Raw genomic sequence first — 25,202 nt, forward strand, 5'->3', positions numbered from 1 at the left:
GACCTGAGAACCGGTCTTGACCCTCGACCTGGTGGAGGTCCCAGAGTCACGGGTGTGGAGAGCGAGATGCACAGCATTGGCGAGATGGGCCGCGACAGCGGGCTGGGCGTGAGCGCGCTGCGCTTCTACGACCGGGCGGGCGTCCTGCCGCCCGCCCGGGTGGATCCGGCGACCGGATACCGCTGGTACGCGCCCGAACAGCTCGACGAGGCCCGGCTGCTGGCCCGGCTCCGGCAGGCGGGGATGCCGCTCGCGGACGTCCGACTGGTCCTGGCGGCCTGGTCCGGCGGGGACACCGGCCTGGTGCCCCGGCTGCTGGACGGGCACCTGCGGCGGCTCGAACGCGAGCTCGCCGATGCGCGCGGCGCGCTCTCCGCGGTACGCGCACGACTCGGACACAAGGAGAGCACCATGACCACCACCACCCGCACCGCCCGGCTGACCGTGCCCGCCACGGAGTTCGCGGCCGCGCTGGACTCCGTACGCTTCGCCGTCGGCACCGACCCCGAGCTGCCGGTGCTCGGCGGGATCCACTTCGACGTGGAGGGGGCGGACCTGCACGTCGTGGCCACCGACCGCTACCGGATGGCCGTGGCCCGCGCGTCCACCACCGGCCACGGCGGCGAGCGGGTCCAGCTGACCGTGCCCGCCCCGCTCGTGGACGCCATGCGGGCCCTGCTGACCGACGGCTCCCCGGCCCTGCTCACGGTGGACGGGGACGCGGTCGAGCTGGAGACGCAGGGCCGCCGGGTCGCCGGGCAGGGCCTGGGCGAGGGGTTCCCCGACCACCGCCGCCTGATGCAGCTCCCCGAGGGCCGCCGCGTCCCGCTGGACGTGCCGGCGCTGCGCAAGGCCCTGGCCGGGCAGGAGGGTCAGCGGTGCGCCCTCGTGTTGACGGACACCGCGACCGTCGCCGACGACGCTTACGACGCCTACGACGCTTACGAGACCGGATCCGCCTCCGACGGGGACCGGGTGGGGGTCAACCCCGCCTTCCTCCTCGACGCACTCGCCGTGGGCGACGACATGCTGCTGGAGTACGTCGGCCCCAAGGCCCCGCTGGTGCTCCTGCGCCCCGACACCGAGGACGCCTTCTCCCTGCTGATGCCGTGCACGCTGGACGCGTGACCCGCGCTAGCGGCAGCCGCAGGAGCGGCGGATCACCAGCGCCGACGGGAACTGCTTGAGCCGTTCCCGTCGGGAGCCGGCCACGCGCAGGCCGTCGTCCAGGACCAGGTCCACGGCCGCGCGGGCCATCGCCGGGCGGTCCGAGGCCATCGTGGTCAGCGGCGGGTCGGTGAGGGCGGCTTCCTTGACGTCGTCGAAGCCCGCGACGGCCAGTTCCCCGGGCACGTCGATGCGCAGCTCGCGCGCGGCGCGCAGCACACCGATCGCCTGGTCGTCCGTGGCGCAGAAGATGGCCGTCGGCCGGTCGGGCCGCGCCAGGACCTCCAGGGCGACCGTGTACGCGTCGTAGCGGTTGTACGGGGCCTCGATGAGCCGGCCCTCGACGGAGCGGCCGGCCTCCAGCATGGCCCGGCGCCAGCCCTCGACGTGGTCGGCGACCGGGTCGCCGACCGAGGGGGTGTTCTCGATGCCGCCGATGCAGGCGACGTACTCGTGCCCGTGCTCCAGCAGGTGGCGGGTGGCGAGCTGGGCGCCGCCGATGTCGTCCGTGACGACGGCGACGTCGTCGATCGCCTCCGGGCGCTCGTGCAGCAGCACGACCCGCGCGTCCCACGCCTCGATCTCGCTGGCCGCCTGCTCGCTCATGCCCTGGCTGACCAGGATCAGGCCCGAGACCCGCATCCCGAGGAAGGCCCGCAGGTAGTGGACCTCGCGCTCGGTGCGGTAGTCGGAGTTGCCGACCAGGACCATCTTTCCGCGCTCGGCGGCGGCCTGTTCGACCGCGTGCGCCATTTCCGCGAAGAACGGCTGCCGGGCGTCCGGGACGATCATGCCTATGAGGTCGGTGCGCCGCGAAGCCATCGCCTGGGCGACCCGGTCCGGGCGGTAGCCCAGCTCCTTGATCGCGGCGAGGACACGCTCGCGCGTGGCCGGGGCGACCGGCCGGGGTCCGTTGTTGATGACGTAGCTCACGACGGCGGTCGACGTACCCGCAAGTCGTGCAACGTCATCCCGCGTCACCTTGGCCACGCGCGGCAGTCTACGCGGGGTGACCTACCGCTGGGCAGGGCATCCTGCCGAGTGGATGCTCACAGCGGCTTCGGCCGATCAGGTGACGGCCTGAGCCGACTGCGCGGCAGTCTGTGAGGCCGACTGCGCGGCCGTCTGGGACGCTGCCTTGGCCGCCGCCTGGGCCGCGGCTTCCGCCGCCGCCCGCTCGACCTTCTCCGGCGTGACGAAGCGGTAGCCGACGTTGCGGACCGTGCCGATCAGGGACTCGTGCTCGGGGCCGAGCTTGGCGCGCAGCCGCCGTACGTGCACGTCGACGGTCCGGGTGCCGCCGAAGTAGTCGTAGCCCCAGACCTCCTGGAGCAGCTGGGCGCGCGTGAAGACCCGGCCCGGGTGCTGGGCGAGGTACTTGAGCAGCTCGAACTCCTTGAAGGTGAGGTCGAGCACCCGCCCCTTGAGCTTGGCGGAGTACGTGGCCTCGTCCACCGACAGGTCGCCGTTGCGGATCTCCATCGGGGAGTCGTCCGAGCCCAGCTGCTGACGGCCGGTGGCCAGGCGCAGCCGCGCTTCGACCTCGGCCGGACCCGCGGTGTCCAGGAGGACGTCGTCGATGCCCCAGTCGGCGGTGACGGCCGCCAGGCCGCCCTCGGTGACGACGAGGATCAGCGGACAGCCGGGTCCGGTGGAGCGGAGCAGCTGGCACAGCGACCGCACCTGCGGCAGGTCGCGGCGGCCGTCCACGAGGATGACATCGGCTCCCGGGGTGTCCACCAGGGCGGGGCCCTCGGCCGGGGCGACCCGGACGTTGTGCAGCAGCAGGCCGAGGGCGGGCAGCACCTCGGTGGACGGCTGCAGGGCGTTGGTGAGCAGCAGGAGTGAGCTCACGACCGACCACCTGCCCGGGTCGGACGGTGGTGCACGGTTCGCTGGTCCATCACGTCGGTTCCTCCTCGGTCCCGTCGAGGACATGCGTGGTACTGCTTCGTACGTCTTGCCCGGCGTCCCCGCGGTCCCCGCGCCCTGGGGTCCGCATGGATACCACTGTTCTCGGTTCGTTCAACGTGCTGAAAGCACAAAAGGACCCGGGGGCAACGTTGCCCGGATCCTCTCGCCAAGCAGAATAGCCCACCCGTCGATGCGTGGCCGAGGCCTCTTCCGCTTCCACTTCTGTGGTTCATGCCACGCCCCTGCCCTGCGTATGCCCGGGATTCACCGGTTCGGGGGCCCGCCGACCGGTGCTTCGGGGCCGCCCGGGCGCACACCCGGCGCGTCGGGGCACGCCCGGGGCAGTGGTGGGAGGGGCCATCATGGAGGCCGACGGTAGAGAGCCGACGATAGGAGCAGCAGTGGCAACCGGAACCATCCGCTACTGGGCGGCGGCCAAGGCCGCGGCCAAGACGGCGGAGGAGCCGTACTCGGCGCGCACACTGGCCGAGGCGCTCGACGCCGTGCGGGAGCGCCACCCCGGGGAGCTGACCCGGGTCCTGCTGCGCTGCTCCTTCCTCGTGAACGACGAGCCTGTGGGCAAGCGCCCGCATGATTCCGTCCCGCTGACCGAAGGGGGCACCGTCGAGGTGCTCCCGCCGTTCGCGGGCGGGTGAGCGGAAGCCGATGAGTACGCCTGAGGAACAGCAGCGCCAGCAGTACGCGCAGCAGCAGCACCAGCAGAACCAGCAGCAGGAGGACCCGTACGGGACCCAGACCTGGCAGTCCGACACCTGGGACACCAGCTACCAGCCGGTGCACCCGCCGCTGGGCGCGGTGCCCGGGCAGCAGGTGGCGCCGGAGGGTTGGTTCCGCGACGAGGCCGCAGTGGCCCCGGCGGCCCCGGCCCCGGCCGCCCCGGGCCCCTGGCCGGACGGTTCCGGAGCCGTCGGCGGCTACGCCCCGGCCCCGGAGCCGTACCCGCAGCCGGTGGCTCCGGAGGGCTGGTACCGGGACGGGGCCCAGGCTCCGGCGCCCGCCGCGGCTCCGGTGCAGGGCTGGCCGCAGGGCGCCGAGACGGCCTACCTGCCGCCGTACCCGGGCCCCGAGCACGACCAGCCGCAGTCCCAGCAGTCCCAGCAGTCGGTGGCTCCGGAGGGCTGGTACCGGGACGGGGCCCAGGCTCCGGCGCCCGCCGCGGCTCCGGTGCAGGGCTGGCCGCAGGGCGCCGAGACGGCCTACCTGCCGCCCTACCCGGGCCCCGAGCACGCCCAGCAGCAGGCCCAGCAGCAGCACCGGCAGTCGCCGCCGGTCGAGGAGACGGCGTACATGCCGCCGGTGGTCGACGTGTCCGCCGCCGAGCAGCCGGCCCGGGGGTACCGCCCAGCGGTAGCCGGGGGAATGCCGCCCCAGGCGGCGCCCACTCCGGCCGAGGACCCGGCCGGGGCCCCCGGCGAGCCGCAGGAGATCACCTCCTGGTCCCCGCCCACCCTCGCCGGCAACACCCTGCGTGCCGTCGACCCCGCCCAGGCGCGCGCCGAGGGCCGGTCGCCGATCATCGACCCCGGTCCGCAGTCCGCCATACTCACCGCCGTCCTCGGGCTGCTGCTCGCCGCGGCCGCCGCCCTCGGCCAGTACGCCCTGCTCCTGCCGCTGATCGCCCTGCAGGGGCTCACGGCGGCCGGCTGGTTCCGCCTCAACGGCATGTGGCCCGCCCGCCAGGGCATCGCCCTCGCCTTCGCCGGAGCCGTCGTCGCCGACGCGGCCGTGCTCGCCGTCGACCCCCTGTACGGGGCCGGCGCGATCGTCGGGACCCTCGGTGCCTGGGTGCTGCTCACGCTCGTCCTCCAGCTGCGCAGCCACGCCGATCCCGACGAGCGGATGTACGGGCTGATGGCCTCGGTGGCCTCGGCCGCCCTCGCCATCATCTGTGCCGGCTACCTCGCGGCCGATTCCGCCGCCGCCACGGTCGGCGCGGCCGCCGTCGCGGTCGCCGTCTTCGCCCGTGCGCTGCCGCTGCCCACCGCCCCTTCGGTCGGCGTTTCGCTGGCCGCTGCCGCCGGCGCCGGTATCGCGGTCGGCGGGCTGACCCCGGTCGGTGCGGGCGGGGCGCTGATCGGCCTCGCCGCCGGGGTGTGCGCGCTGGTCGGGCTGCGCGTGGCGGCGTACGACTACCCGTCGAAGTTCGTGCACATGACGGCCGGTGTGGCCCTGCCGCTCGCGGCGGCCGCCCCCGCCGTGTACCTGATCGGCCGGGTGGTGGGCTGATCCCTGCCTGACGACGGGCATGGTCAACTAGAACGCACGTACCGATTAGTAGGGGGAGGGAACGTGCGTTTCCTGCGTGTCGTTGTGATCATCGGAGTGGTTCTGGGGGCCCTGTTCGTGGGGGTGGACCGCTGGGCCGCGAGTTACGCCGAGAACCGGCTGGCCGACCGAATACAGGCGCGGCAGGGCCCGGCCGGTTCTTCGGAGGTGGAAGTCCAGGGCTTCCCCTTCCTGACCCAGGTGCTCAGCCGCGACCTCGACCGTGTCGACCTGAAGCTGCGGGGCGTGGAGGTCACCGCCGAGGACCGCAAGACGCGGTTGTCGGAGCTGGACGCGAGCTTCTGGGGCGTGAAGCTCAACGGTGACTACAACGGCGGGACCGCCGACCGGGCCGAGGGCACCGCGCTCATCACGTACGCCGACCTGACGGCGGCCTCGCAGAGCGGCGCGACCCTCTCCTACGGCGGGGCGCCGGGCAAGGTGAAGGTCACCGCGTCGGTGAACGTCCTCGGCAAGGTCCTGACGCACAGCGTGGTGGCGACCGTCACCCTCGAGGACGCGCCGGGCGGAAAGAGCGGCAAGGACGGCAAGATCGTCCGCGTGCGCGCCGACGCGGTGCCCAGCGGGGGCGTCGCGGTGGTCGAGCGGGAGATCCGCAAGAAGACCGACTTCGACCGCGATCTCGGCAGCGGCATGCCGGCCGGGCTCCAGCTCTCGTCCCTGACCTCGGACGAGGCCGGTGTGCACCTCACGCTGGGCGGCACGAACGTGGTGGTGGCCGGATCGTGAGACAGCGCGGTCCGATCCTTAGGAGGACGGGCCGCGCGGCGGGTCCCGGGGGCGGTGCGGCGGCCGCGCATGGCCCACGGATCCCAATATTCGGACGATCCTGTCTCGATATATGACACGCCGGTGACAGGGCGGCTGATTCGTCCCTACGATCCATGGCTATGAAGCATCAGCAGGCGGACCTCACGAAGCGACGGGCAGTAGACCTGTGTCGCGTCGCCGCCATGCTCTGTCGATCCATGTGAACTGTGAGCGCATCCGCTCCATCGACCGGACGACGGCCTCACGGCCCTTCCCGCGTGACCGCACCAGCCTCCTGATCACCTGACGCCTCCCCGCGCAGGACCTCGAGCGCACCCACAGGCACGCAGCACGCGTTACCAGCACAGCCCCGCCGCACACTGCCCCGGAGGAGAACACCATGAGCCGCAGCGACGTCCTCGTAGACGCCGACTGGGTCGAGGCCCACCTGAACGACGCCAATGTCGTCATCGTCGAGGTGGACGAGGACACGTCCGCGTACGACAAGAACCACATCACCAACGCCGTCCGGATCGACTGGAAGAGCGACCTCCAGGACCCGGTCCGCCGTGACTTCGTGGACCAGGAGGGCTTCGAGAAGCTCCTCTCCGCCAAGGGCATCTCCAACGACGACACCGTCGTCCTCTACGGCGGCAACAACAACTGGTTCGCGTCCTACGCTTACTGGTACTTCAAGCTCTACGGCCACCAGGACGTCAAGCTCCTCGACGGCGGCCGCAAGAAGTGGGAGCTCGACTCCCGCGACCTGGTCGACGGCAAGGACGTCCCGAACCGCCCGGCCACCGCGTACAAGGCCAAGCCCCAGGACACCTCCATCCGCGCCTTCCGCGACGACGTCGTGGCCGCGATCGGCTCCCTGAACCTGGTCGACGTCCGTTCGCCCGACGAGTTCTCCGGCAAGCTGCTCGCCCCGGCGCACCTCCCGCAGGAGCAGTCGCAGCGCCCCGGCCACGTGCCGAGCGCCCGCAACATCCCGTGGTCGAAGAACGCCAACGACGACGGCACCTTCAAGTCGGACGACGAGCTGACCGCCCTCTACCAGGCGGAGCAGGTCGATCTGGCGAAGGACACCATCGCCTACTGCCGCATCGGTGAGCGCTCCGCGCTCACGTGGTTCGTGCTGCACGAGCTCCTGGGCCAGGAGAACGTCAAGAACTACGACGGTTCGTGGACCGAGTACGGCTCGCTCGTCGGCGTGCCGATCGAGCTCGGCGCCAACAAGTAACCAGACGGACGACCGGGCACGCGACGCCCTCGTAGTACGACCTCTCTAGGACAGGACAGAGAACATGTGTGGAGCACAGATCGGCGGGCCCGACCTCGCGACGCTGAAGCCCGGTGAGACGGCCATCCAGGGCCAGATCACCAAGGACGGCGAGCCGGTGTCCGGCTACGTCCGCCTGCTGGACTCGACCGGCGAGTTCACCGCGGAGGTCCCGACCTCGGCGACCGGCCAGTTCCGCTTCTACGCCGCCACCGGCTCCTGGACGCTGCGGGCGCTCGTCCCGGGCGCCCAGGCGGACCGCGCCGTGGTCGTCGCCGAGGCCGGCGGCGTGACGGACGTGGCGATCGCGGTCTGAGCACCGCACATGTGATCGCCTGATCGAACGGCCGAAGGGCCGCACCCCCGGGGGTTGGACGCCACTGGAACGGGGTGCGGCCCTTCGTGCCGTCCGCGCCCTTGCGGGCGGGCGCGCCGGATCTACGCTGGAGGCATGTACGCCCGGCGCCGACGCGCCTACTTCCTGCTCATGGGCGGATGCCTGGTCCTCTTCGTCTCCGCCTGGACCTTCGTGCGCCTGCTGTCGGTGGAGGCGGCGGTGGCCATGTGCGTGGTCGCGATGGTCATCCCACCGGTCGCCGCGATGATCGCCAACCGGCGCGGCCCGGACGACCGCTGGTGGGACGACCCCTCGGGCGATCCGAAGTCCGATGAGTGGTGGGACGAACTGGATGGAAAGCGGCGTCACGAGGATTGAAACCTCACGAGATGAGAATGTGATCTTCCCTCGTACAACTGGTCCGTCGCGGTGTGGGTCAAGGGGTACGCGCGGGTAACCAACCCGCGCCTGCAGTCCTGTGGGGGGCCCCTTTGGAACACGAACAGACCATCCCGGAGTCGCAGAAAGAGGGGGAGGGCGCACCGGAATCGGACACTTCGGTCCCGCGCCGCCGGGTGAGGCGCACGGTTCTCCTGATCGCGGGCGCGGCCGTACTCGGCGTCCTCGCCGGGACGATCACCGGCTACGCGGTGCAGTACCACCGCGAGCCCACCCCGCTGCCGCCGCTGGCCCAGCAGGAGATGGCCGCGCCGAAGCCGCAGGCGATGAACGACGCGACGACCAAGCGCTCGATCAACGCCAACCGCTGGAACAAGGCGGACGAGGACCTGGCCAAGAAGCTGGTGGACATCCCCGGCGGCGGGCAGAACGGCTCCTCGGGACCCGTGTCCCCGGACGCCTTCTCCGTGGACTACTTCAACAAGCCCTCCGCGGGTGTCGGCACGCTCGTCCGGCAGGCCAAGCGCATCGCCGCCGTCCATTGGACCGAGAACGACCGGAACTTCGTCGACATCAACCTGATCCAGTTCCGCGACCGCCTCGGCGCCGAGGACTTCTACACGGACATCGTGAAGTACATGCCCAACAAGGACTTCGCGGGCAACACGGGCAAGGATCTCCCCGGCGCTCCGGCGGACTTCGGGCACATGTGGATCGACTCCGAGGCGCGCGAGAAGCCCGGCTACCACCCGGTCCGGCAGAGCCGTGCCGTGATCCGCCGCGGCGACATCGTGGCGATCGTCGAGTACGCGAACAACCGCGGCGAGATCGACGAGAAGACCGTGGCCGAGCTGGCCAAGCGACAGATGGAGCGGCTGTGAGCGAGCAGCAGAACGCAACCGACGCCGTGCCGGACGCCGTGCAGCCCACCGAGCCCGTGATCGCGGCGGCCGAGACGGCCGCGCCCGCGCCCGCGCGCAAGACGAACCGTAGGACGCTCGCACTGGTCTCGGCGGCCGTGGGCGTCGTCGTCCTCGCGGGCGCCGGTGTCGCCGCCGCGGCCGCGCTCGCGGACGCCGACCGGACCTCGCCGACGCGGTACTGGGTGCCCGAGGAGCACACGACCGGCGGCTCGGCGGCCCCGGTGCCGTCCGTGCCCCCCAACGAGCTGACGGCCAAGCTGATGCCGATGCCCGCCAACTACTGGGCCGGTCCCGACCTCGACCTCGAGGGCAACTTCTACTACCTCCCGAGCGACAAGGCGCTGCAGAGCTTCAAGGACGCCCGTACGGGCCTCTCCAGCAGCGAGCGCACCGAGCGGGACAAGGCGCTGGCGGACCTGAAGCTCAAGGGCATGGCCGGGCGCAGCTACGCCCGCGCCGAAGGCTACGGCGGCGCGGTCGCCGAGATCCGGCTCGTCCAGGCCGATCCGCAGCAGCTCGCCACGTTCGGGGAGTTCGCCAAGAAGCTCATCGAGTTCACCGGTGCCGACGGCAAGGCGCCCCAGGTCGAGGGCTATCCGCAGGCCAAGTGCGGGCTGGACGACTCGCTCACCGGCGGGAAGGACGGCAAGGAGAAGATCGACGCCCTCGACTGCGTGGCCGTCGAAGGGGACGTCCTCGTGACCTTCCGCATGTACGGGAGCAAGGGATTCGCGGTGAAGGACGCCGCGGGCCTGTTCAAGCAGCAACTCGACCACCTCAAGTCCCCCGGAGAGTCCGCGTGAGCGAGCAGACCACCACCGGCACCGAGGGGGAGGCCGTGCCCGCGCCCGCCGCCGAGCCCGCGCCCGCCCCGCAGGCCCCCGCGGCCACCGCTGCCACCGAGGCCGTGACCGTGGCCGTGACCGAGGCGGCGCCCGCGCCCTCGGTCCCGCCCGCGCCCACGGCTGCTCCCGAGGCTGCTCCCGCGCCCGAGGCCGCGCCCGCGCCCGAGGCCGCGCCCGCGCCCGAGGCCGCGCCCGCGCCCGAGGCCGCGCCCGCGCCCGAGGCCGGCTCCCCGCCCGTCCCGCCCGCCCCGCCCAAGGACCGGCGGCGCCTGTTCGCCGCCCTGCGCTGGACCGCCGCCGTCGCCGTGTTCGCCGCCGTCGGCACGGGGGTCGCGTACGGGATCACGGTGCCCGAGCGCACCGACATCCCCGGCCTGTCCACCGAGGACGACGGCCGCTGGACGTTCCCGGAGCTGTCCCGGCCCGCGCTGCCCGCCGGCGCCCCGGTGCCCCAGGGCCCGGACAACAAGGACGGGACGCACTACGCGCAGCTGGGCGGCCTGCTGCTGCCCGCCCCCGTGGGCGCCAAGACCGACGACACGGTCAAGGCGGACAAGGACGGGGCGGTGTCGGCCGACGCCTTCCTGGAGGAGTACACGCCCGAGGCCCGCGAGAAGCTGAAGCAGTCCCTCGAATGGGACGGGCTGCGGCAGATCACCGGTCGGGGCTGGACCACGGCGGACGGCACGCGGACGCACGTGTACCTGCTGCGCTTCCACTCCTCGGGCTTCGTGGACGCGTTCAAGGGCTGCGACAGCAACGCCCAGCTGAACGGCGTCTCGGCCCTCGACCTGGATGACGTGTGGAGCAAGGCCAAGAACACCCAGATGAACAGCACCACGCTGGACTTCCCGGGGGCGGCCAACTTCGACGGCACCGAACTCAGCATCTACCAGGAAGTGAAGCCCGTCCTCGGGGACGAGCAGACCAAGATCGGGTGCCTCCGGACGGGTGATGTCCTGGGCATGGTCATCCAGACCCACAAGGGCGAGGTGGCCCCCGTCACCTTCCACCAGTCGGTGATCCTGCAGAGCCAGCTGCTGAGCTGACCCGCCGGGCCGGACCCGGGCCGGACCCGGGCCGGCCCGGGTCTACGGGCCACCTCACACAGTGCGCCCGGCCCCGGGACAGTAGGCTTGGGGACCGGCCCGTACCCCCCGAACGAATTCCGAGGAGCACCCCGTGCTTGAGGCAGTCTTCACCTCCCTGCTGGTCCTGGTCTGCGTCGGCGTCATGGCCTTCACCGGCCTGGCCGTCAAGAAGCTGTACCAGGGTCAGCGCTGAGCATCCGCCCAGCAGACCGCCCCGGAACCCCTCCGACAGATCGCCTGAGCAGCCATTCATGATCCAGATCCCGTCCGACCTGAACCCGGGCCTCGTCCCCCTCGCCTTCCTCCTCGGCAACTGGGAGGGTGCGGGAGTCTTCGACTTCCCCGGTGAGGAGAAGTGCAACTTCGGCCAGGAAGTCGTCTTCAGCCACGACGGCCGGGACTTCCTGGAGTACACCTCCCACACCTGGGTCCTCGACGCCGAGGGCAACAAGGTGCGCCCGCTGGAGTCCGAGTCGGGCTACTGGCGCATCGACAAGGACCGCAAGGTCGAGATCGTCATGGTCCGCGACCAGGGCGTCGTCGAGGTCTGGTACGGCGAGCTCGCCGACCAGAAGCCCCAGATCGACCTGGTCACCGACGCGGTCGCCCGCACCGCGGCCTCCGGCCCGTACAGCGGCGGCAAGCGGCTCTACGGCTACGTGAAGAGCGACCTCATGTGGGTCGGCGAGAAGGCCACCCCGGACGTCGAGCTGCGCCCGTACATGTCGGCCCAGCTGAAGAAGGTCGTCACGCCCGAGGAGGTCGCCGAGATGGCGCGCAACCTCCCGGACATGCCGGACGACGGCATCGCCTTCTTCCGCTGAGCCCACCGGCTGCACACAGCGCCATACGCAAGGCTGTGCGAAAGGGGACCGCGGGACCGCCCGCGGTCCCCTTCGCGCGCATACACTGGCCGGGTGGGGAGCAGCGTGGACACCGAAGGCTCTGACTGGAAGAGCGACCTGCGGCAGCGCGGATACCGGCTGACACCGCAGCGCCAGCTCGTGCTCGAAGCGGTCGACGCCCTGGAGCACGCCACCCCGGACGAGATCCTCGTCGAGGTGCGCAAGACCGCCTCCGGGGTCAACATCTCCACCGTCTACCGCACCCTGGAGCTCCTGGAGGAGCTCAAGCTGGTTTCGCACGCCCACCTCGGGCACGGGGCCCCCACCTACCACCTCGCCGACCGGCACCACCACATCCACCTGGTCTGCCGGGACTGCGCCGAGGTCATCGAGGCGGACGTGGACATCGCCGCCGAGTTCACGGCGAAGCTCCGTAGCACCTTCGGCTTCGAGACCGACATGAAGCACTTCGCGATCTTCGGTCTGTGCCGCAAGTGCGCTGCCAAGCAGCGTGCCGCTCAGTCGTAGCAGGGTCGTACGCTTGGTCCCATGACCAGCAGCCCCTTGCTCCATCTCCCCGGCGCCGTACCGGCCGAAGGCCGTGACGAGGGCGTCGCCGCCCACTACGGCGAGCTGTACGGCGAACAGCGCGCCCTCACCGAGGGGCGCGGATTCGTCGACCTCTCGCACCGCGGAGTCGTCACCGTCAGCGGGCCGGAGCGCCTGAGCTGGCTGCACCTGCTGCTCACCCAGCACCTCACCGAGCTGCCGGCCGGGCAGGCGACCGAGGCGCTGATCCTCTCCGCCAACGGGCACATCGAGCACGCGCTCTACCTCGTCGACGACGGCGAGACCACGTGGGCGCACGTGGAGCCGGGTACCCAGGGCGAGCTGATCGCCTACCTGGAGTCCATGAAGTTCTTCTACCGCGTCGAAGTCGCCGACCGCACCGAGGAGTTCGCGGTCGTGCACCTGCCGGCCGGTTCCATCGCCGAGGTCACCCCGGACAAGGAGCACATCGTCCGGGAGACGGCGTACGGCCGGGACGTCTTCCTGCCCCGCGGCGAGCTGGAGTCGTTCGCCGCCGCGCACGGCCCGGCCGCGGGCCTGCTCGCGTACGAGGCCCTGCGCGTCGAGGCGCACCGGCCGCGGCTCGGCCTGGAGACCGACCACCGCACCATCCCGCACGAGCTGGGCTGGATCGGTACCGCCGTGCACCTGCAGAAGGGCTGCTACCGCGGCCAGGAGACGGTCGCCCGCGTCCACAACCTGGGGAAGCCCCCGCGCCGCCTGGTCTTCTTGCACCTGGACGGCTCGGAGGTGCTGCTCCCGGCGCACGGCACGCCGGTGCGGCTCGCCTCGGACGGGGAGGAGGGCCGTCAGCTGGGCTTCGTGACCACGGCCGTCCGCCACCACGAGCTGGGTCCGATCGCGCTCGCACTGGTCAAGCGGAACGTGCCGGTCGACGCGCCGCTGCTGGCCGGGAAGACGGCCGCCGCGCAGGAGGTCGTCGTAGCCCCCTGACCGCTGCGGTCAGACGCCTCAGACGCCTCAGATGTCGATGACGATGGTGAACGGGCCGTGATTGGTCAGCGAGACCCGCATGTCCGCGCCGAACCGGCCCGTCTCCACCGTCGCACCCAGCGCGCGCAACTGCGCCACGACCTCGTCGACCAGCGGCTCGGCCACCGGGCCGGGGGCCGCCGCGTTCCAGGTGGGGCGGCGGCCCTTGCGGGCGTCGCCGTAGAGCGTGAACTGGGAGATCACCAGCAGCGGCGCGCCGTTGTCGCTGCAGGACTTCTCGCCCTCCAGGATCCGTACGGACCACAGTTTGCGGGCCAGCAGCTCCGCCTTCTCCGGGGTGTCGTCGTGGGTCACCCCCACCAGCACGCACAGCCCCTCGCCGACGATCTCGCCCACGGTCTCGCCGCCCACGACGACGCTCGCGCCGTCCACCCTCTGCACCACTGCTCGCATACCACCTGTGTACCAGGCTTGCACCCGTCCGGGGCCGATCGGGTGGAGTGGGACTGCGTGGGGGCTACGGGGAGTGGCACGATGCAAGCAGGCGGTGCGGGTGCGCCGCACCGGTCGAGGGGACGGACCCGTTCGTATGAATACATCTGGTACCTCCGTACCTGCATCACCCGCTTCCGTCGCAGCTGCCGCGGTACGACCGCCCGCGCAGCGCACGGCCGAGACGCAGGGGCCGCCGAGCGCGACCACCGCGCTCGGGCTGCCGGAACTGCGCGCGCTGCGCCGCGACGCGCAGCGCGACGAGGCCGATCTGAGCTACGTGCGCAGACTGCTCCAGGGCCGCATCGACATCCTGCGGGCGGAGCTGGCCCGGCGGACGGACCCCGAGACGCCGGTGGTGGACCGGCTCTCGGTGATCCTCGCCGACGCCCCCTCCAGCCGTAGCGCCTCTGCCCGGCACGTCACGCTCGGCACCCCGCACAGCGAGGAGTACCGGCTGCTGGCCGCGGAGATGTTGGCCGACGTGGAGCTCTCGGACCTGGGCGCCCGCACGGACGGCGAACTGCACGACGGGTTGGGGCGGCTGGTGCGCTACGAGCAGCAGGTCTCGCGGCGCCGCCAGCAGCTCCAGCGCACGGTGGACGACTGCAGTACGGAGATCACCCGGCGGTACCGGGAGGGAGAGGCGCAGGTGGACGACCTGCTGGCGTAGAAAAATTGGGGCGACCGCGGGCGGCCGGGAGATTAGCGTGGGCGGCTATGAGTGCTGACGTCCGGCCGATCGCCGAATCCGAACTCCCCGACTGGGTGCGCGCCGTGCACACCGGTTTCCTGACCACCTCGCGGGTGACCGAGGCCGACATAGCGCAGCGCGCCAAGTACAGCGACTTCTCCCGGATGCAGGGGGCGTTCGACCCCGACAACGGTCGCTGCGTGGCGGCCCTGCGTTCCTTCCCGCAGGAGCTGACCGTGCCCGGCGGGGCAGCCGTCCGCGCGACCGCGATCTCCAGCGTGGGCGTGCTGCCCACCCACCGCCGTCAGGGCCTGCTGACCCGGATGATGGCCGCCGAGTTCGCCGCGGCCCAGGCGCGCGGCGACGCGATCGCGACGCTGATCGCCGCCGAGTACCCGATCTACGGGCGGTACGGGTTCGGGCCCGCCACCTCCCTCGTGGAGTGGGAGATCGACGTCGCGCGCACCGGGCTCGACCGGCGGCTGTCGGCGCCCGTGGACGGCGGGCGGATCGATCTGGTGGACGTCGAGGAGCTGCGGCGGGTGGGGCCCGAGCTGCACGAGCGGCTGCGGGCGCTGACGCCCGGGGCGGTGAACCGGGACGAGCGCTGGTGGAGCCTGGCGACCGGCCTGGAGCAGTGGTCGTACCGCCCCTACCAGGACAAGTTCTACGCCGTGTACCGCACGGCGGAGGGGGAGGTGGCCGGCCTCGCCGTCTACAGCGCCGACGACCACTGGACGGACGCGAAGGTTCCGCAAAGCACCGTGCAGGTCAGGGACCTGCTGGCGGTCACCCCGCAGGCGCAGCGGGCGCTGTGGCAGTTCCTGTGCTCGATCGACTGGGTGCTGAAGGTCCGCACCGGCTACCGGGCCCCCGACGACCTCGTCCCGCAGCTGCTGCCCGACCCGCGCTCGGCCCGGGTCGTCTCCGCCGTGGACTTCATGTGGGTGCGGGTGCTGGACGTCGTACGGGCGCTGGGCGCGCGGACGTACGAGGTGCCCGGGGTGCTCGTCCTGGAGGTCACGGACGGGACGGGGCCGGCGGCCGGCCGCTACCGGCTGGACGCGGGCACCGGCGCGTGCGAGCGGACCGAGGAGGCGGCGGACCTGCGGTTGGACGTGGCCGTGCTGGGCTCCTTGTACCTGGGGGACGCGTCCGCGGTGCGGCTGGCCGCGCTGGGACGGGTCACGGAGGAACGGCCGGGGGCGGCCGCGCTGGCGGACGCGGTGTTCCGCACCGCGCGCCGCCCGTGGTGCCCGGACATCTTCTGACCGCCCGGGACGACTGCGCACCCCTTGTCGAAGACCGAGTACCTAGTACCGAGTACCGAGGACACTGAACTCTGTGACATCACTTGTGGAATCCCTGCGCGCGGCGGGCTGCGTCTTCGCGGAGGAGGAGGCGGAGCTCCTGACGGGGGCCGCCACCGACGCGGACCACCTGGCGGAGCTGCTGGCCCGTCGGGTGGGCGGTGAACCGCTGGAACACGTCGTCGGCTGGGCGGAGTTCTGCGGGCTGCGGATGGAGGTCGGCGCGGGGGCCTTCGTGCCGCGCCGGCGCACCGAGTTCCTGGTGCGGGAGGCGCTGGCACTGGCCCGGCCCGGTGCGGTGGTACTGGACCTGTGCTGCGGTGTCGGCGCCCTGGGCGCGGCGGTGGCCGCGGGGCTGCCGGACGGCACGGAGCTGCACGCGGCGGACATCGACCCGTCGGCGCTGGTGTACGCGCGGCGCAACGTGGCCCCGTACGGCGGCCGGGTGTGGGAGGGCGACCTGTACGCGGCGCTCCCGTCCTCGCTGCGCGGCCGGGTGGACGTGCTGGTGGTCAACGCCCCGTACGTGCCGACGGAGGAGATCGTCCTCATGCCGTCGGAGGCACGGGACCACGAGCCGCTGGTCTCCCTGGACGGCGGGGCCGACGGCCTGGACATCCACCGCCGGGTGGCGGCGGGGGCCCTGCCCTGGCTGGCCCCGGGCGGCCACCTGCTGATCGAGACGAGTGCCCGTCAGTCCCCGTCGACGGCCTCGGCCCTGACGTCGGCGGGCCTCGCGGTCCGGGCGGTGAGCTCGGAGGAGCTGTACGCGACGGTGGTCATCGGCACGGCCTGACGCGGCCCTTCGGGCCTTCGTAGGGTGGGGGCATGACGGGGAGCGAGAGGCCTGCGGCGGCGGCCGGGGACGCCGGGCGGGGGTTCGGCGCCCGCCGTCGCCTCGCGCCCCTGGTGGAGCGGTCGGGGACACCGGCGGCCGCCTTCCTGCGGCCGGAGCTGGAGCTCCGGCTCGCCCGCCACGCCGCCGCGGGCGACTCCTTCGCCCGGGACCTGATCGCCCGGGACCTGATCGCCCGGGACCTGAGCGTCACCGATTTCGGCGGGGCCGGGCACTTCGACCTCGTCGTCGGTGCCTAGGGGTGTTCGAGGTGCTGCCGTCCACGGGTCTGGCCCTGCCGCACCGGGCCGGCGTCCTGCGGTTCGGCCTGTCCGAGCGGGAGGCCCGGTGGGCCGTCGCGACCTTGGCGGACGTGCGGGAGACCTGGGTCTGCGGGACGGGCTGGGCCTTCACCGCCCGCTACCAAGGCCTGGAGCTGCTCGTCTACGGCGACTGCCCGGACCGCCTCGGCAGGACCGACCACGACCGGCAGGGTCTGGCAGCCGTCCACCTCGGCCGGTGCGGGCCGGGACCGACCGGGCCGGCCGCCGTTGCGGTGGTCCTCCATGACGTCGACCTGTTCGGGTACCCGGCCGCCGAGGTGCTGGAGGCACTCGGACCGGGCCCGCACCCCGGGGTGAGCCTGCCGCGGGCCGGATCTCCGACCGGCTACCTGACGGAGGTGCGGCTCTCGACCCCGTAGGGCTACTCCATCCCGAGCAGCGGGGCGAGCGGATCCTCGGCGAGCGGGATCGGCGCGGCCAGGGCCTCGTCGTAGGCCGGGCGCGCGAAGACGTACGGGCCCAGGGGCAGTTCGCCCCACTGCGGCCGGTGGATCTGGTAGAAGCCGGACCACGTGACTGCGCTCTCCGTGACGCGGACCGCGGCGAGCAGGGGCCAGCATTCGTCGATCCCGCAGGGGCAGCTCAGGAGGCACAGGGCGCCGGTGTTGCGGTCGCGGAGCTCCGGTGGCGCCTCGCCCAGGAAGTGGGCCCGGGCCCGGGCCCCGTCGTGGTCGTCGACCAGGTGCAGCGGGGCGTGCTGGCGCAGCAGGAACTCGTCGCGCTCCTGCGGGGTGTCGTCGTCCTCGTCGATCTCCTGGCCCCAGAGCGCGCGGGTCGCCTCCGCGACGAGGACGCGCAGGTCGGTGCCGTCGATGCGGATGCCCCAGGCGGTGAGGTGCGGGAGACCGGGGTGGGGGTGGCGCAGGAACTCCACCCGATGCGGGACGGGAGGGACGTTCGGGACGGGAGGGACGTTCGACGGACTCATGCGCCCCATCCTGTGGCGCCCGCCCGACCGGATCCACCGAGTATCGCGGCGGCGGCCGGTCGTGCGGACCGGTGGGGGCCGGGCGCCAGCGGCTAGGGTCTCGACCGTGCCCCACCTCGAAATATCCGACCTGATCACCGTCACGGACCCGCGCAGCGGAGCGCGCCTGCCCGTGCACCGGGGTGAGGTCGTGCACCGGCTCCGTGAGGCCGGGGACCGGCGCGCCGCACGCATCGTCGCCGCGCTGCCCGCCGACCGGCACGACGTGCTCGACCCGCGCGCCGTGGACCGGCTCATGATCGGCGTACACACCGAACTACAGCGGCTCAGCGAGGAACTGCGCCTCGGGGAGCGGCTCGTCCACGTGCTCGGCCCGCTCTTCGAGGCCGTCCGCGCGACGGTCCCCGGCCCGCTGCGACTGGTCGACGTCGGTTCCGGGCTCGGTTACGTCGTGCGCTGGCTCGCCGCCCACGGCCCGCTCGGCCCGGAGGTCGAGCTCGTCGGCGTGGACCTGGACGCCGCGCTCGTCGGCGAGGCCGACCGGCTGGCCCGGGCCGAGGAGCTGGACTGCCGCTTCGTCCACGGGAACGCCTTCGACCTGCCGGAGGCGGCCACCGTGTACGTGTCCACCGGGGTGCTGCACCATTTCCGGGGCCCCGACCTCGCGGAGTTCTTCCGGGCCCAGGCCGCCTCGCCCGCGCTCGCCTTCTGCCACTTCGACATCGCCGCCACCCGGCTCGCGCCCGTGGGGGCCTGGGTGTTCCACCGGACCCGGATGCGCCACCCGCTGGGCCGTCACGACGGTGTCGCCTCGGCCCGCCGGGCGCACACCGACGAGACGCTGCTGCACGCGGCGGCCGCGCCGGGGATGCGGCCGCTGTTGTACGAACCCCGGGGGCTGGCGAACCCGTTCTGCACCACCCTGCGCCCGATCATCGGGGTCCGGCCCGAGCTGGAGGCGCCGCTGCGCAGGGCGTTGGGCCGTGCCGCGCGCCGCCTCGTGGGCCCCGAGCAGCTCGTCGGAGCGGCGCGGTGACCCCGCAGGACGCGGCGCCGGCCCTGGCCGGGGCGCTCATCGCGCTGGGCCTGGTGGACTCGGCGTTCAGCGGCTTCCGCGCGTACGCCGGGCGGGACGCCAGGATCCGCAAGGGCCGCGCCGTCGTACGGGCGTCCCTGCGCGGCCTGGCCGTCGGCGGCGGGCTGCTGCTCGCCCCCGTGTTCACGGCCGGCGCCGTCCTGCTGGCCGCCGCCGACCGCCACCGGGCGTACGCGGCGCTCGCCGAGGGCGGCATCGGTTTCCTGGTCCCCCTCGCTTGCTACGCCACGGCCGTGCTGCTGTCGCTCGCCGCGTACCTCGTGCTGCCGTTCCGCGCCAGCACCTTGGCCATGGTGGCGGGCCTGGGCCCCCTGACCCTGCTGCGGCCGCTGGCCGTGGCCGCCGCCTGCGCCGGCGTCCTCGTTCGCGGCGCGGGCGTGTCCGCGCTCCTGGTGGGCGCGGTCGCGGGCGCCGCGGTGCTGTCCGTCGAACCGCTCGTGCACCGCCGCTGGTACGCCGTTCCGCGCGGGTGACCGGTGGGAGATGCTGCAAGCAAGTCGCTTGCAATAGTTAGCAAGGTCGGGCAGGATCTGAGCATGGCATCGCTCAACGTCGGAAATCTCGGCGAATACCTCCGTGAGCAGCGCCGGCAGGCCCAGCTTTCGCTGCGGCAGCTGGCCGAGCAGGCGGGGGTGTCGAATCCGTACCTGAGCCAGATCGAGCGCGGGCTGCGCAAGCCGAGCGCGGACATCCTGCAGCAGCTGGCCAAGGCGCTGCGGATCTCCGCGGAGACGCTGTACGTGCAGGCCGGGATCCTGGATGAGCGGGACCCGGACGAGGTGGAGACGCGAGCCGTCATACTCGCCGACCCCTCCATCAACGAGCGGCAGAAGCAGGTGCTGCTCCAGATCTACGAGTCGTTCCGCAAGGAGAACGCGCTCGACGTGCCCACCGACGAGATGCCGTCGAAGACGAACTGAAGTTGATCCGGGAGGACCAGCACATGGCCATCGCCGATGACCTGAAGAAGACCCTCACCGACCCCACTCCCCTCTACTTCGCCGCGGGCACCGCCGATCTGGCCGTGCAGCAGGCCAAGAAGGTGCCCGACCTGATCGAGCAGCTGCGCGCCGAAGCTCCCGCGCGCATCGAGGCCGTGAAGAACACGGACCCGAAGGCTGTCCAGGAGGCGGTCACCGCCAAGTTCGCCGAGGTGCTCGGCGCGATCGACCCGAAGAAGCTCGGGGAGACCGCCCAGGACCTGGCGCTGCGCGGCGTCGGCGTGGCCGCCGAGTACGCGGTGCGCGCCAAGGAGACGTACGACAAGGTCGCCGTGCACGGCGAGCAGGCCGTGCGGACCTGGCGGGGCGAGGTCTCCGCCGAGATCGTCGACATCGCCGTGGCCGTCGAGCCCGAGGCCGGGGCGGAGCCGGCGGCCGAGCCGGCGTCGGAGCCGGTGGCCGAGGCCGCCGGCGAGGAGAAGACCGCCGCGAAGAAGACCACCGCGCGCAAGAGCACGGCCAAGAAGGCTGCGGTCACCGCGGGCGACGCGAGCTGATACGCGGCCGCATGAGCGACGGCGGGCCGGGCACCCTTCAGGTGCCCGGCCCGTTGTGGTTCATGGAGGGGCCCGTGCCGGTAGCGTGGAGTCGGGCGGCATAGGAAGTGCGAAGCAGAAGCTGAGAAGGCGGTCGAAGCGATGTTGATGGAAGGGTTCGATCGAGGCGTGATCCCGTTCCTGGGGCTCGTCATGCTGGTGCTCGCCGTCGTGGCCTTCGTCTTCGCCCTGGTGGCGCGGGAGGACGCGTACCGGGCGGCCGACAAGCAGAGCAAGACCTTCTGGCTGGTCATCCTCGGCGTCACCGTGGCCGTGGACTTCTTCCTGGGGATGTTGTTCCTGCAGATCGCCGGTCTCGTCGCGACGATCGTGTTCTTCGTCGACGTGCGCCCGGCCCTCAAGCAGGTCTCGGGCGGCGGTGGTGGCGGCCGGCGCGGCGGCAGCAGCAGCGACGGGCCGTACGGGCCCTACAACGGCGGACGGTAGCCGCACTGCGACCGGAGCCGGATCCGGAGCCTTGGCCGGGCCTGAGCCCGTGGGGGCCCGGGCGCGGCGCCGGAGCGCGGCGGGCTCAGCCCTCGGCGCGGGAGAGCAGGACCACGGCCACGTCGTCGGTCAGCTCGCCGCCGTTGAGCCGGCGGGCCTCGGTGACGGAGGCCTCCAGCAGGCCCTCACCGCTCAGACCGAGGTCCAGGTGGCGGTTGATCATGTCGACCATGCCGTCCTGGCCCAGACGTTCCTTGCCCTCGCCGATGTGGCCCTCGATCAGGCCGTCGGTGTAGAGCATCAGGCTCCAGGTGCCGCCGAGCTCCACCTGGCGGCGCGGCCAGCGGGCCCGGGGCAGCAGCCCTAGGGCCGGGCCGCTGTTCTCGTACGGGAGCAGCCGCGCGCGGCGGCCCGGCCGGGAGATCAGCGGGGCCGGATGGCCGGCCAGGCACAGACCGGCGCGGCGTCCGTCCGGGGCGATGTCGACCGTGCACAGCGTCGCGAATATCTCCTCGCACGGTCGCTCCACCTCCAGGACCTCCTGGAGGGTGGCCAGCAGGTCGTCGCCGCAGAGGCCGGCCAGGGTCAGGGCGCGCCAGGCGATGCGGAGCTCGACGCCGAGCGCGGCCTCGTCGGGGCCGTGGCCGCAGACGTCGCCGATCATGGCGTGGACGGTGCCGTCGGGGGTGCGGACGGTGTCGTAGAAGTCACCGCCGAGCAGGGCCCGGCTGCGGCCGGGGCGGTAGCGGGCGGCGAAGCGGAGGTCGGAGCCCTCCAGGAGGGGCGTGGGGAGCAGGCCGCGTTCCAGGCGGGCGTTCTCCTGGGCGCGCAGTTTCGATTCTGCGAGCTTGTACTGGGCGATGTCCGCCCGCTTTCTCTCCACGGCGTAGCGGATGGCGCGGCTCAGCAGCCGGCCGTCCAGCTCGTCCCGGAAGAGGAAGTCCTGGGCGCCGACCCGGACGGCCTCGGCGGCGCGTTCGGCATCGTCCTCGCCGGTGAGGACGAGGACGGCGTGGCGCGGGGCGATGCGCAGCACCTGGCGGAGGGCGACCAGCTCGTCCACGGCGATGGCGGTGCCGGCGGCGGTGCCGGTCCCGTTGGCCGTCCCGTTGGCCGAGCCATTGGCCGCAGCTCCCGGCGTACGGGCGCTGGCGTCCGGGAGGGACAGGTCGAGGAGGATGCAGTGCACGTCGGGCGTGAGCAGCCGCTCGGCCTCGGTGAGGTTGCGGGCGGTGCGGACCCGGATGCGGTGCCCGTCCGCGTCGAGGATCTCGGGGATGGTGAGGCCGCCGGCCGGGTCGTCCTCGATGACCAGGAGGGTCAGCGGGGTCGCGTGAGGGGTCGCCTGAGCGACGCCCGTGGCGGCTACGGCCGGGGCGGCGGTGTGCAGAACGGCCTGACCGCTCTCCGTGGCCGAGGTGTCCCTCTGCCGCGGTACGGGTACGGGCATCGTCTCCGGTTCCTTCCCTCCCCCCGAGGGTGCGCTCGTCCGGCAGACCCTAGCGGTCCCGGCCCGACGAACGGAATGCCGTTCTTGGCGAGGGCCTCCGTCATATGCGGTTATCGCGGGGGAAAATCGGCTCACTGGATGACAAAGGTCACGGCGGGGCCGCGTTCCGTCCCGTTCAGCGAGACGTGTCCGGGCCCCCGGAGGTTGCCTCCGTCCCGGGCCGGCGCGGCCGAAAGACCGGGGCTCCGCCCCGGACCCCGCGCCCCAAACGCCGGCGAGGCCGGGTTTTCGCCCCGCTCCGAGCTTCCGGCCGGCCGGCGTGCCTTCCAGCCCTCCGGCGTTTGAGGAGCGGAGCCCCGGCGGGGACCCCCCCGGCAGGGGCCGCCGAGCCCCGGCTCCGCCGCCGAGCGACCCCGCAGGGGCTACGCGTCGGGGCGGACCACGGCCTTGATCGGCATCGAGCCCGCACCCGCCAGCGTGATGTTCCGGCCGGGGCGCGGGGCGTGGACCATCGCGCCGTCGCCGACGTACATGCCGACGTGGGTCGCGTCGTCGAAGTAGATGATCAGGTCGCCCGGGCGCATGTCCTTCAGCGCGACCTTCGGCAGCAGCCGCAGCTGCTCCTGCGAGGTGCGCGGGATGCCCCGGCCCGCCGCCAGCCAGGCCTGGGAGGTCAGCCCGGAGCAGTCGAACGACGACGGACCCACGGCGCCCCATTTGTACGGCTTGCCGATCTGGGCGGTGGCGAACTGCACGGCCCGCTTGCCCGCATCCGTGGCCGTGCCCTTGACGTCCTTCATCGCGCCCGTCGACAGCCACGCCGTCTGGGCCTTGTACTGGGCTTCCTGCTCCAGCTGGATCAGCCGGGCCTTCTCCTCGGCCTCCAGCTTGCTCTCCAGCTCCTCAGCGGCCTTGATCTTCTCCTCGATCTGCTTCTTGGCGTCCTCCGACTTGACCCGGTTGGCCTCCAGGGTGGCCCAGCGCTCGCTCGCCTCCTCGGCGTAGCGCTGCAAGTCGGCCTGGGTCCGGTCCAGTTCGGAGAGCATGCCCGAGGTGGCCTTCTCGCCCTCGCGCAGCCGACCCGCCCCGTCGAGGTAGTGGTTCGGGTCGTCGCTCAGCGCCAGCTGCGCGCCCGGCGGCATTCCGCCCGTGCGGTACTGGGCGCGGGCGGCGGCGCCCGCCCGGTTCTTCAGGGCGGTGATCCGCTCCTTGCCGGCGACGACGAGATTGGCGATCTCGACGATCTTGTCCGACTGGGCCTTGGTCTCGGCCTCGGCGAGGTTGTAGGCGTCCGTGGCGGTACCGGCCTGCCGGTACAGCTCCTCGATCTCCTTGCGGACCTGTTCCAGGGACTTGCCGCCCGGTTCGGGGAGGGGCGCGGCCGGTGCTGCGGGAGCCACCGGGGCCGCCGGAGCGGCGTACGCCATGCCCGTGGCGAGGCCCGGCGCCGTCAGTATCGCCATCGTGCACAGCAGCACGAGAGAACTTGCGCCTCGCCGTCGCCTTGCGGCTCCCATGGTCCCCCCAGGCACCCGAGCCAGACCTCGCATCAGATCTGACTATTCATCAGTAACTTATCGCTGCCATCGGGATGGTGCCACGAGTCGATGAATTCCAACACCCTTGTGGACGGCAATCCGATCTTGTCCGCCCCAACGGACGACCTTCCCGACCCCGCACGGTTCAACGGAACGCCCCCGCCCCCGGTTCCCCCGCACGCCGCATTCACCCCGCCGGGCGCAACGCCTCCCAGGGCAAGGTCAGTTCCCCCTGCCGCCACCGCCGCGGCCCGTCCACCAGAGGCCAGTCGCCGGACAGCGCCCGCGCCGTCCGGATCCAGCGCTGCCGCGCCCCGTACGCGGCGTACGGAGCCGCCGCCGCCCACGCCCGGTCGAAGTCGCGCAGGAACGCGTGCACCGGCTCGCCCGGCACGTTCCGGTGGATCAGCGCCTTCGGCAGCCGTTCCGCCAGGTCGGAGGGGCGCTCCAGGGAGCCCAGCCGGGTCGCGAACGTCACCGTGCGCGCCCCCTCCGGGCCCAGTGCCACCCACACGTGCCGCCGCCCGATCTCGTCGCAGGTCCCCTCCACGAGCAGCCCGTCCGGGGCCAGCCGCCCGCACAGCCGCGCCCACACCTCGGCGACCTGCTCCTCGTCGTACTGGCGCAATACGTTCGCCGCGCGGATCAGTGTCGGCCGGGCCCCGCCGTCCAGCGGCACCTCGAAACCGCCGTGCCGGAAGCTCAGCCCCTCCCGCTCGTAGGGCTTCGCACCCGCCACCCGCGCCGGCTCGATCTCGATGCCGACCACCCGTACCCGCGGCGCCGCGTCCCGCAGCCGTGCCAGCAGCTCGACCGCCGTCCAGGGCGCGGCCCCGTAGCCGAGGTCCACCGCGATCGGCGCCTCCGCGCGCCGCAGCGCGGCCCCGTGGGTGGCCGCGATCCAGCGGTCCATCCGGCGCAACCGGTTCGGATTGGTCGTCCCGCGGGTCACCGAGCCCACGGGGCGGCCGGGCGCGCGGCTGGAGGGCGGGGTACTGCGGGAGGCCATGAGCCGAGGGTAAGCGGAGGGCCCGCGCACCGGGAAAATCCCGCTGCGCACCACTGGAGAAGAGGAATCCTCCGGGAAAACCGGACACCCCGGAATGCGCGGGACGGCCATCCGGGTTGCACTCCTTGCAGGGCG

The 25,202-nt window shown here is 72.6% G+C and carries 31 protein-coding genes; 24 read left to right on the forward strand and 7 right to left on the reverse strand.

Annotation, left to right across the window (positions count from 1 at the left end; genetic code table 11):
* Positions 1-66 precede the first annotated feature (66 nt).
* Positions 67-1,128, forward strand: coding sequence for a DNA polymerase III subunit beta family protein (locus OG386_RS24055; protein ID WP_328789832.1), 1,062 nt, complete (start codon positions 67-69; stop codon positions 1,126-1,128).
* Positions 1,129-1,134: 6 nt separating this feature from the next.
* Here the strand turns inward: OG386_RS24055 and OG386_RS24060 are convergent, their stop codons facing one another.
* Positions 1,135-2,157 carry a LacI family DNA-binding transcriptional regulator gene (locus OG386_RS24060; RefSeq protein ID WP_327384567.1) on the reverse strand — a complete coding sequence of 341 codons (1,023 nt, stop codon included), beginning with the start codon at positions 2,155-2,157 and terminating at the stop codon, positions 1,135-1,137.
* Between the two features lie 78 nt (positions 2,158-2,235).
* Complete coding sequence (locus tag OG386_RS24065; protein ID WP_328789833.1) at positions 2,236-3,021, reverse strand: response regulator transcription factor; 786 nt, start codon at positions 3,019-3,021, stop codon at positions 2,236-2,238.
* Between the two features lie 461 nt (positions 3,022-3,482).
* Between OG386_RS24065 and OG386_RS24070 the strand changes: the two genes are divergently transcribed.
* The 13 genes from OG386_RS24070 to ygfZ all read left to right on the forward strand — a co-directional run bounded on the left by OG386_RS24070 (position 3,483) and on the right by ygfZ (position 13,387).
* On the forward strand, positions 3,483-3,737 hold the full coding sequence (locus tag OG386_RS24070; RefSeq protein ID WP_030011762.1) for a MoaD/ThiS family protein: 255 nt from the start codon (positions 3,483-3,485) through the stop codon (positions 3,735-3,737).
* Between the two features lie 10 nt (positions 3,738-3,747).
* On the forward strand, positions 3,748-5,328 hold the full coding sequence (locus OG386_RS24075; protein ID WP_328789834.1) for a hypothetical protein: 1,581 nt from the start codon (positions 3,748-3,750) through the stop codon (positions 5,326-5,328).
* Between the two features lie 63 nt (positions 5,329-5,391).
* The gene (locus OG386_RS24080; protein WP_328789835.1) at positions 5,392-6,117 is read left to right on the forward strand and encodes an LmeA family phospholipid-binding protein; all 726 of its coding nucleotides are present in this window, start codon (positions 5,392-5,394) and stop codon (positions 6,115-6,117) included.
* Positions 6,118-6,278: 161 nt separating this feature from the next.
* Positions 6,279-6,362 (forward strand): putative leader peptide, encoded by an 84-nt coding sequence (locus tag OG386_RS46970; RefSeq protein ID WP_350206375.1) that lies wholly within the window; start codon positions 6,279-6,281, stop codon positions 6,360-6,362.
* A gap of 176 nt (positions 6,363-6,538) precedes the next feature.
* On the forward strand, positions 6,539-7,384 hold the full coding sequence (locus OG386_RS24085) for a sulfurtransferase (RefSeq protein WP_328789836.1): 846 nt from the start codon (positions 6,539-6,541) through the stop codon (positions 7,382-7,384).
* A gap of 64 nt (positions 7,385-7,448) precedes the next feature.
* Positions 7,449-7,739, forward strand: a complete 291-nt coding sequence (locus OG386_RS24090) for a DUF1416 domain-containing protein (protein ID WP_030011783.1) — start codon at positions 7,449-7,451, stop codon at positions 7,737-7,739.
* Between the two features lie 135 nt (positions 7,740-7,874).
* Positions 7,875-8,138 (forward strand): DUF3099 domain-containing protein, encoded by a 264-nt coding sequence (locus tag OG386_RS24095; RefSeq protein ID WP_030011782.1) that lies wholly within the window; start codon positions 7,875-7,877, stop codon positions 8,136-8,138.
* Positions 8,139-8,335: 197 nt separating this feature from the next.
* A complete protein-coding gene (locus tag OG386_RS24100) occupies positions 8,336-9,040 on the forward strand; it encodes a hypothetical protein (protein WP_328789837.1) in 705 nt (234 codons plus the stop codon).
* Positions 9,037-9,885: a hypothetical protein gene (locus OG386_RS24105; protein WP_328789838.1), complete on the forward strand. Its 849-nt coding sequence runs from the start codon at positions 9,037-9,039 to the stop codon at positions 9,883-9,885. Before OG386_RS24100 ends, OG386_RS24105 begins: the two co-directional genes overlap by 4 nt.
* The gene (locus OG386_RS24110; protein ID WP_328789839.1) at positions 9,882-10,976 is read left to right on the forward strand and encodes a hypothetical protein; all 1,095 of its coding nucleotides are present in this window, start codon (positions 9,882-9,884) and stop codon (positions 10,974-10,976) included. The genes OG386_RS24105 and OG386_RS24110 overlap by 4 nt, the downstream gene beginning before the upstream one ends.
* Before the next feature lie 293 nt (positions 10,977-11,269).
* The gene (locus tag OG386_RS24115; RefSeq protein ID WP_030659031.1) at positions 11,270-11,842 is read left to right on the forward strand and encodes an FABP family protein; all 573 of its coding nucleotides are present in this window, start codon (positions 11,270-11,272) and stop codon (positions 11,840-11,842) included.
* Between the two features lie 93 nt (positions 11,843-11,935).
* Entirely contained in the window at positions 11,936-12,391 is a 456-nt protein-coding gene (locus OG386_RS24120; protein ID WP_328789840.1) for a Fur family transcriptional regulator, read from the forward strand.
* A 21-nt stretch (positions 12,392-12,412) separates the two neighbouring features.
* Positions 12,413-13,387, forward strand: coding sequence for a CAF17-like 4Fe-4S cluster assembly/insertion protein YgfZ (gene ygfZ / locus OG386_RS24125; RefSeq protein ID WP_328789841.1), 975 nt, complete (start codon positions 12,413-12,415; stop codon positions 13,385-13,387).
* A 27-nt stretch (positions 13,388-13,414) separates the two neighbouring features.
* Here ygfZ and dtd read toward each other — a convergent pair whose 3' ends face one another.
* Positions 13,415-13,840, reverse strand: a complete 426-nt coding sequence (gene dtd / locus OG386_RS24130; RefSeq protein WP_030011201.1) for a D-aminoacyl-tRNA deacylase — start codon at positions 13,838-13,840, stop codon at positions 13,415-13,417.
* A 136-nt stretch (positions 13,841-13,976) separates the two neighbouring features.
* Between dtd and OG386_RS24135 the strand changes: the two genes are divergently transcribed.
* The 5 genes from OG386_RS24135 to OG386_RS24155 all read left to right on the forward strand — a co-directional run bounded on the left by OG386_RS24135 (position 13,977) and on the right by OG386_RS24155 (position 17,421).
* Entirely contained in the window at positions 13,977-14,552 is a 576-nt protein-coding gene (locus tag OG386_RS24135; protein WP_327384580.1) for an RsiG family protein, read from the forward strand.
* Between the two features lie 47 nt (positions 14,553-14,599).
* Positions 14,600-15,844: a GNAT family N-acetyltransferase gene (locus tag OG386_RS24140; RefSeq protein WP_328789842.1), complete on the forward strand. Its 1,245-nt coding sequence runs from the start codon at positions 14,600-14,602 to the stop codon at positions 15,842-15,844.
* 64 nt (positions 15,845-15,908) lie between these two features.
* Positions 15,909-16,679 (forward strand): putative protein N(5)-glutamine methyltransferase, encoded by a 771-nt coding sequence (locus OG386_RS24145; RefSeq protein WP_328793334.1) that lies wholly within the window; start codon positions 15,909-15,911, stop codon positions 16,677-16,679.
* A gap of 32 nt (positions 16,680-16,711) precedes the next feature.
* Positions 16,712-16,978 (forward strand): hypothetical protein, encoded by a 267-nt coding sequence (locus tag OG386_RS24150; protein WP_328789843.1) that lies wholly within the window; start codon positions 16,712-16,714, stop codon positions 16,976-16,978.
* An 11-nt stretch (positions 16,979-16,989) separates the two neighbouring features.
* Entirely contained in the window at positions 16,990-17,421 is a 432-nt protein-coding gene (locus OG386_RS24155; RefSeq protein ID WP_328789844.1) for a hypothetical protein, read from the forward strand.
* A 2-nt stretch (positions 17,422-17,423) separates the two neighbouring features.
* Here OG386_RS24155 and OG386_RS24160 read toward each other — a convergent pair whose 3' ends face one another.
* Positions 17,424-17,990, reverse strand: coding sequence for a hypothetical protein (locus OG386_RS24160; protein ID WP_328789845.1), 567 nt, complete (start codon positions 17,988-17,990; stop codon positions 17,424-17,426).
* A gap of 106 nt (positions 17,991-18,096) precedes the next feature.
* Between OG386_RS24160 and OG386_RS24165 the strand changes: the two genes are divergently transcribed.
* From OG386_RS24165 to OG386_RS24185, 5 genes are all read left to right on the forward strand, one after another.
* Positions 18,097-19,026 carry a class I SAM-dependent methyltransferase gene (locus OG386_RS24165; RefSeq protein ID WP_328789846.1) on the forward strand — a complete coding sequence of 310 codons (930 nt, stop codon included), beginning with the start codon at positions 18,097-18,099 and terminating at the stop codon, positions 19,024-19,026.
* On the forward strand, positions 19,023-19,559 hold the full coding sequence (locus tag OG386_RS24170; protein WP_328789847.1) for a hypothetical protein: 537 nt from the start codon (positions 19,023-19,025) through the stop codon (positions 19,557-19,559). The genes OG386_RS24165 and OG386_RS24170 overlap by 4 nt, the downstream gene beginning before the upstream one ends.
* 63 nt (positions 19,560-19,622) lie before the next feature.
* Positions 19,623-20,006, forward strand: a complete 384-nt coding sequence (locus tag OG386_RS24175) for a helix-turn-helix domain-containing protein (protein ID WP_327384590.1) — start codon at positions 19,623-19,625, stop codon at positions 20,004-20,006.
* A gap of 23 nt (positions 20,007-20,029) precedes the next feature.
* A complete protein-coding gene (locus OG386_RS24180; RefSeq protein WP_328789848.1) occupies positions 20,030-20,584 on the forward strand; it encodes a hypothetical protein in 555 nt (184 codons plus the stop codon).
* A gap of 141 nt (positions 20,585-20,725) precedes the next feature.
* A complete protein-coding gene (locus OG386_RS24185) occupies positions 20,726-21,070 on the forward strand; it encodes a DUF2516 family protein (protein WP_327384592.1) in 345 nt (114 codons plus the stop codon).
* An 85-nt stretch (positions 21,071-21,155) separates the two neighbouring features.
* Here OG386_RS24185 and OG386_RS24190 read toward each other — a convergent pair whose 3' ends face one another.
* From OG386_RS24190 to OG386_RS24200, 3 genes are all read right to left on the reverse strand, one after another.
* Positions 21,156-22,520 carry a PP2C family protein-serine/threonine phosphatase gene (locus OG386_RS24190; RefSeq protein WP_328789849.1) on the reverse strand — a complete coding sequence of 455 codons (1,365 nt, stop codon included), beginning with the start codon at positions 22,518-22,520 and terminating at the stop codon, positions 21,156-21,158.
* Between the two features lie 422 nt (positions 22,521-22,942).
* Positions 22,943-24,070, reverse strand: coding sequence for a C40 family peptidase (locus tag OG386_RS24195; protein WP_405787807.1), 1,128 nt, complete (start codon positions 24,068-24,070; stop codon positions 22,943-22,945).
* A 175-nt stretch (positions 24,071-24,245) separates the two neighbouring features.
* On the reverse strand, positions 24,246-25,067 hold the full coding sequence (locus OG386_RS24200) for a class I SAM-dependent methyltransferase (RefSeq protein WP_328789851.1): 822 nt from the start codon (positions 25,065-25,067) through the stop codon (positions 24,246-24,248).
* Between the last annotated feature and the right edge of the window lie 135 nt (positions 25,068-25,202).

Source organism: Streptomyces sp. NBC_00273, from assembly GCF_036178145.1.
In the GTDB taxonomy this organism is placed as follows: Bacteria; Actinomycetota; Actinomycetes; order Streptomycetales; family Streptomycetaceae; genus Streptomyces.

Bases quoted from the DNA above. Each gene is read 5' to 3' on its own strand.
- OG386_RS24135 (WP_327384580.1), top strand. From the start codon at position 13,977: ATGAATACATCTGGTACCTCCGTACCTGCATCACCCGCTTCCGTCGCA.
- OG386_RS24175 (WP_327384590.1), top strand. From the start codon at position 19,623: ATGGCATCGCTCAACGTCGGAAATCTCGGCGAATACCTCCGTGAGCAG.
- OG386_RS24090 (WP_030011783.1), top strand. From the start codon at position 7,449: ATGTGTGGAGCACAGATCGGCGGGCCCGACCTCGCGACGCTGAAGCCC.
- OG386_RS46970 (WP_350206375.1), top strand. From the start codon at position 6,279: ATGAAGCATCAGCAGGCGGACCTCACGAAGCGACGGGCAGTAGACCTG.
- OG386_RS24140 (WP_328789842.1), top strand. From the start codon at position 14,600: ATGAGTGCTGACGTCCGGCCGATCGCCGAATCCGAACTCCCCGACTGG.
- OG386_RS24150 (WP_328789843.1), top strand. From the start codon at position 16,712: ATGACGGGGAGCGAGAGGCCTGCGGCGGCGGCCGGGGACGCCGGGCGG.
- OG386_RS24180 (WP_328789848.1), top strand. From the start codon at position 20,030: ATGGCCATCGCCGATGACCTGAAGAAGACCCTCACCGACCCCACTCCC.
- OG386_RS24185 (WP_327384592.1), top strand. From the start codon at position 20,726: ATGTTGATGGAAGGGTTCGATCGAGGCGTGATCCCGTTCCTGGGGCTC.
- OG386_RS24200 (WP_328789851.1), bottom strand. From the start codon at position 25,067: ATGGCCTCCCGCAGTACCCCGCCCTCCAGCCGCGCGCCCGGCCGCCCC.
- ygfZ (WP_328789841.1), top strand. From the start codon at position 12,413: ATGACCAGCAGCCCCTTGCTCCATCTCCCCGGCGCCGTACCGGCCGAA.
- OG386_RS24085 (WP_328789836.1), top strand. From the start codon at position 6,539: ATGAGCCGCAGCGACGTCCTCGTAGACGCCGACTGGGTCGAGGCCCAC.
- OG386_RS24095 (WP_030011782.1), top strand. From the start codon at position 7,875: ATGTACGCCCGGCGCCGACGCGCCTACTTCCTGCTCATGGGCGGATGC.
- OG386_RS24195 (WP_405787807.1), bottom strand. From the start codon at position 24,070: ATGCGAGGTCTGGCTCGGGTGCCTGGGGGGACCATGGGAGCCGCAAGG.
- OG386_RS24055 (WP_328789832.1), top strand. From the start codon at position 67: ATGCACAGCATTGGCGAGATGGGCCGCGACAGCGGGCTGGGCGTGAGC.
- dtd (WP_030011201.1), bottom strand. From the start codon at position 13,840: ATGCGAGCAGTGGTGCAGAGGGTGGACGGCGCGAGCGTCGTCGTGGGC.
- OG386_RS24075 (WP_328789834.1), top strand. From the start codon at position 3,748: ATGAGTACGCCTGAGGAACAGCAGCGCCAGCAGTACGCGCAGCAGCAG.
- OG386_RS24115 (WP_030659031.1), top strand. From the start codon at position 11,270: ATGATCCAGATCCCGTCCGACCTGAACCCGGGCCTCGTCCCCCTCGCC.
- OG386_RS24160 (WP_328789845.1), bottom strand. From the start codon at position 17,990: ATGAGTCCGTCGAACGTCCCTCCCGTCCCGAACGTCCCTCCCGTCCCG.
- OG386_RS24190 (WP_328789849.1), bottom strand. From the start codon at position 22,520: ATGCCCGTACCCGTACCGCGGCAGAGGGACACCTCGGCCACGGAGAGC.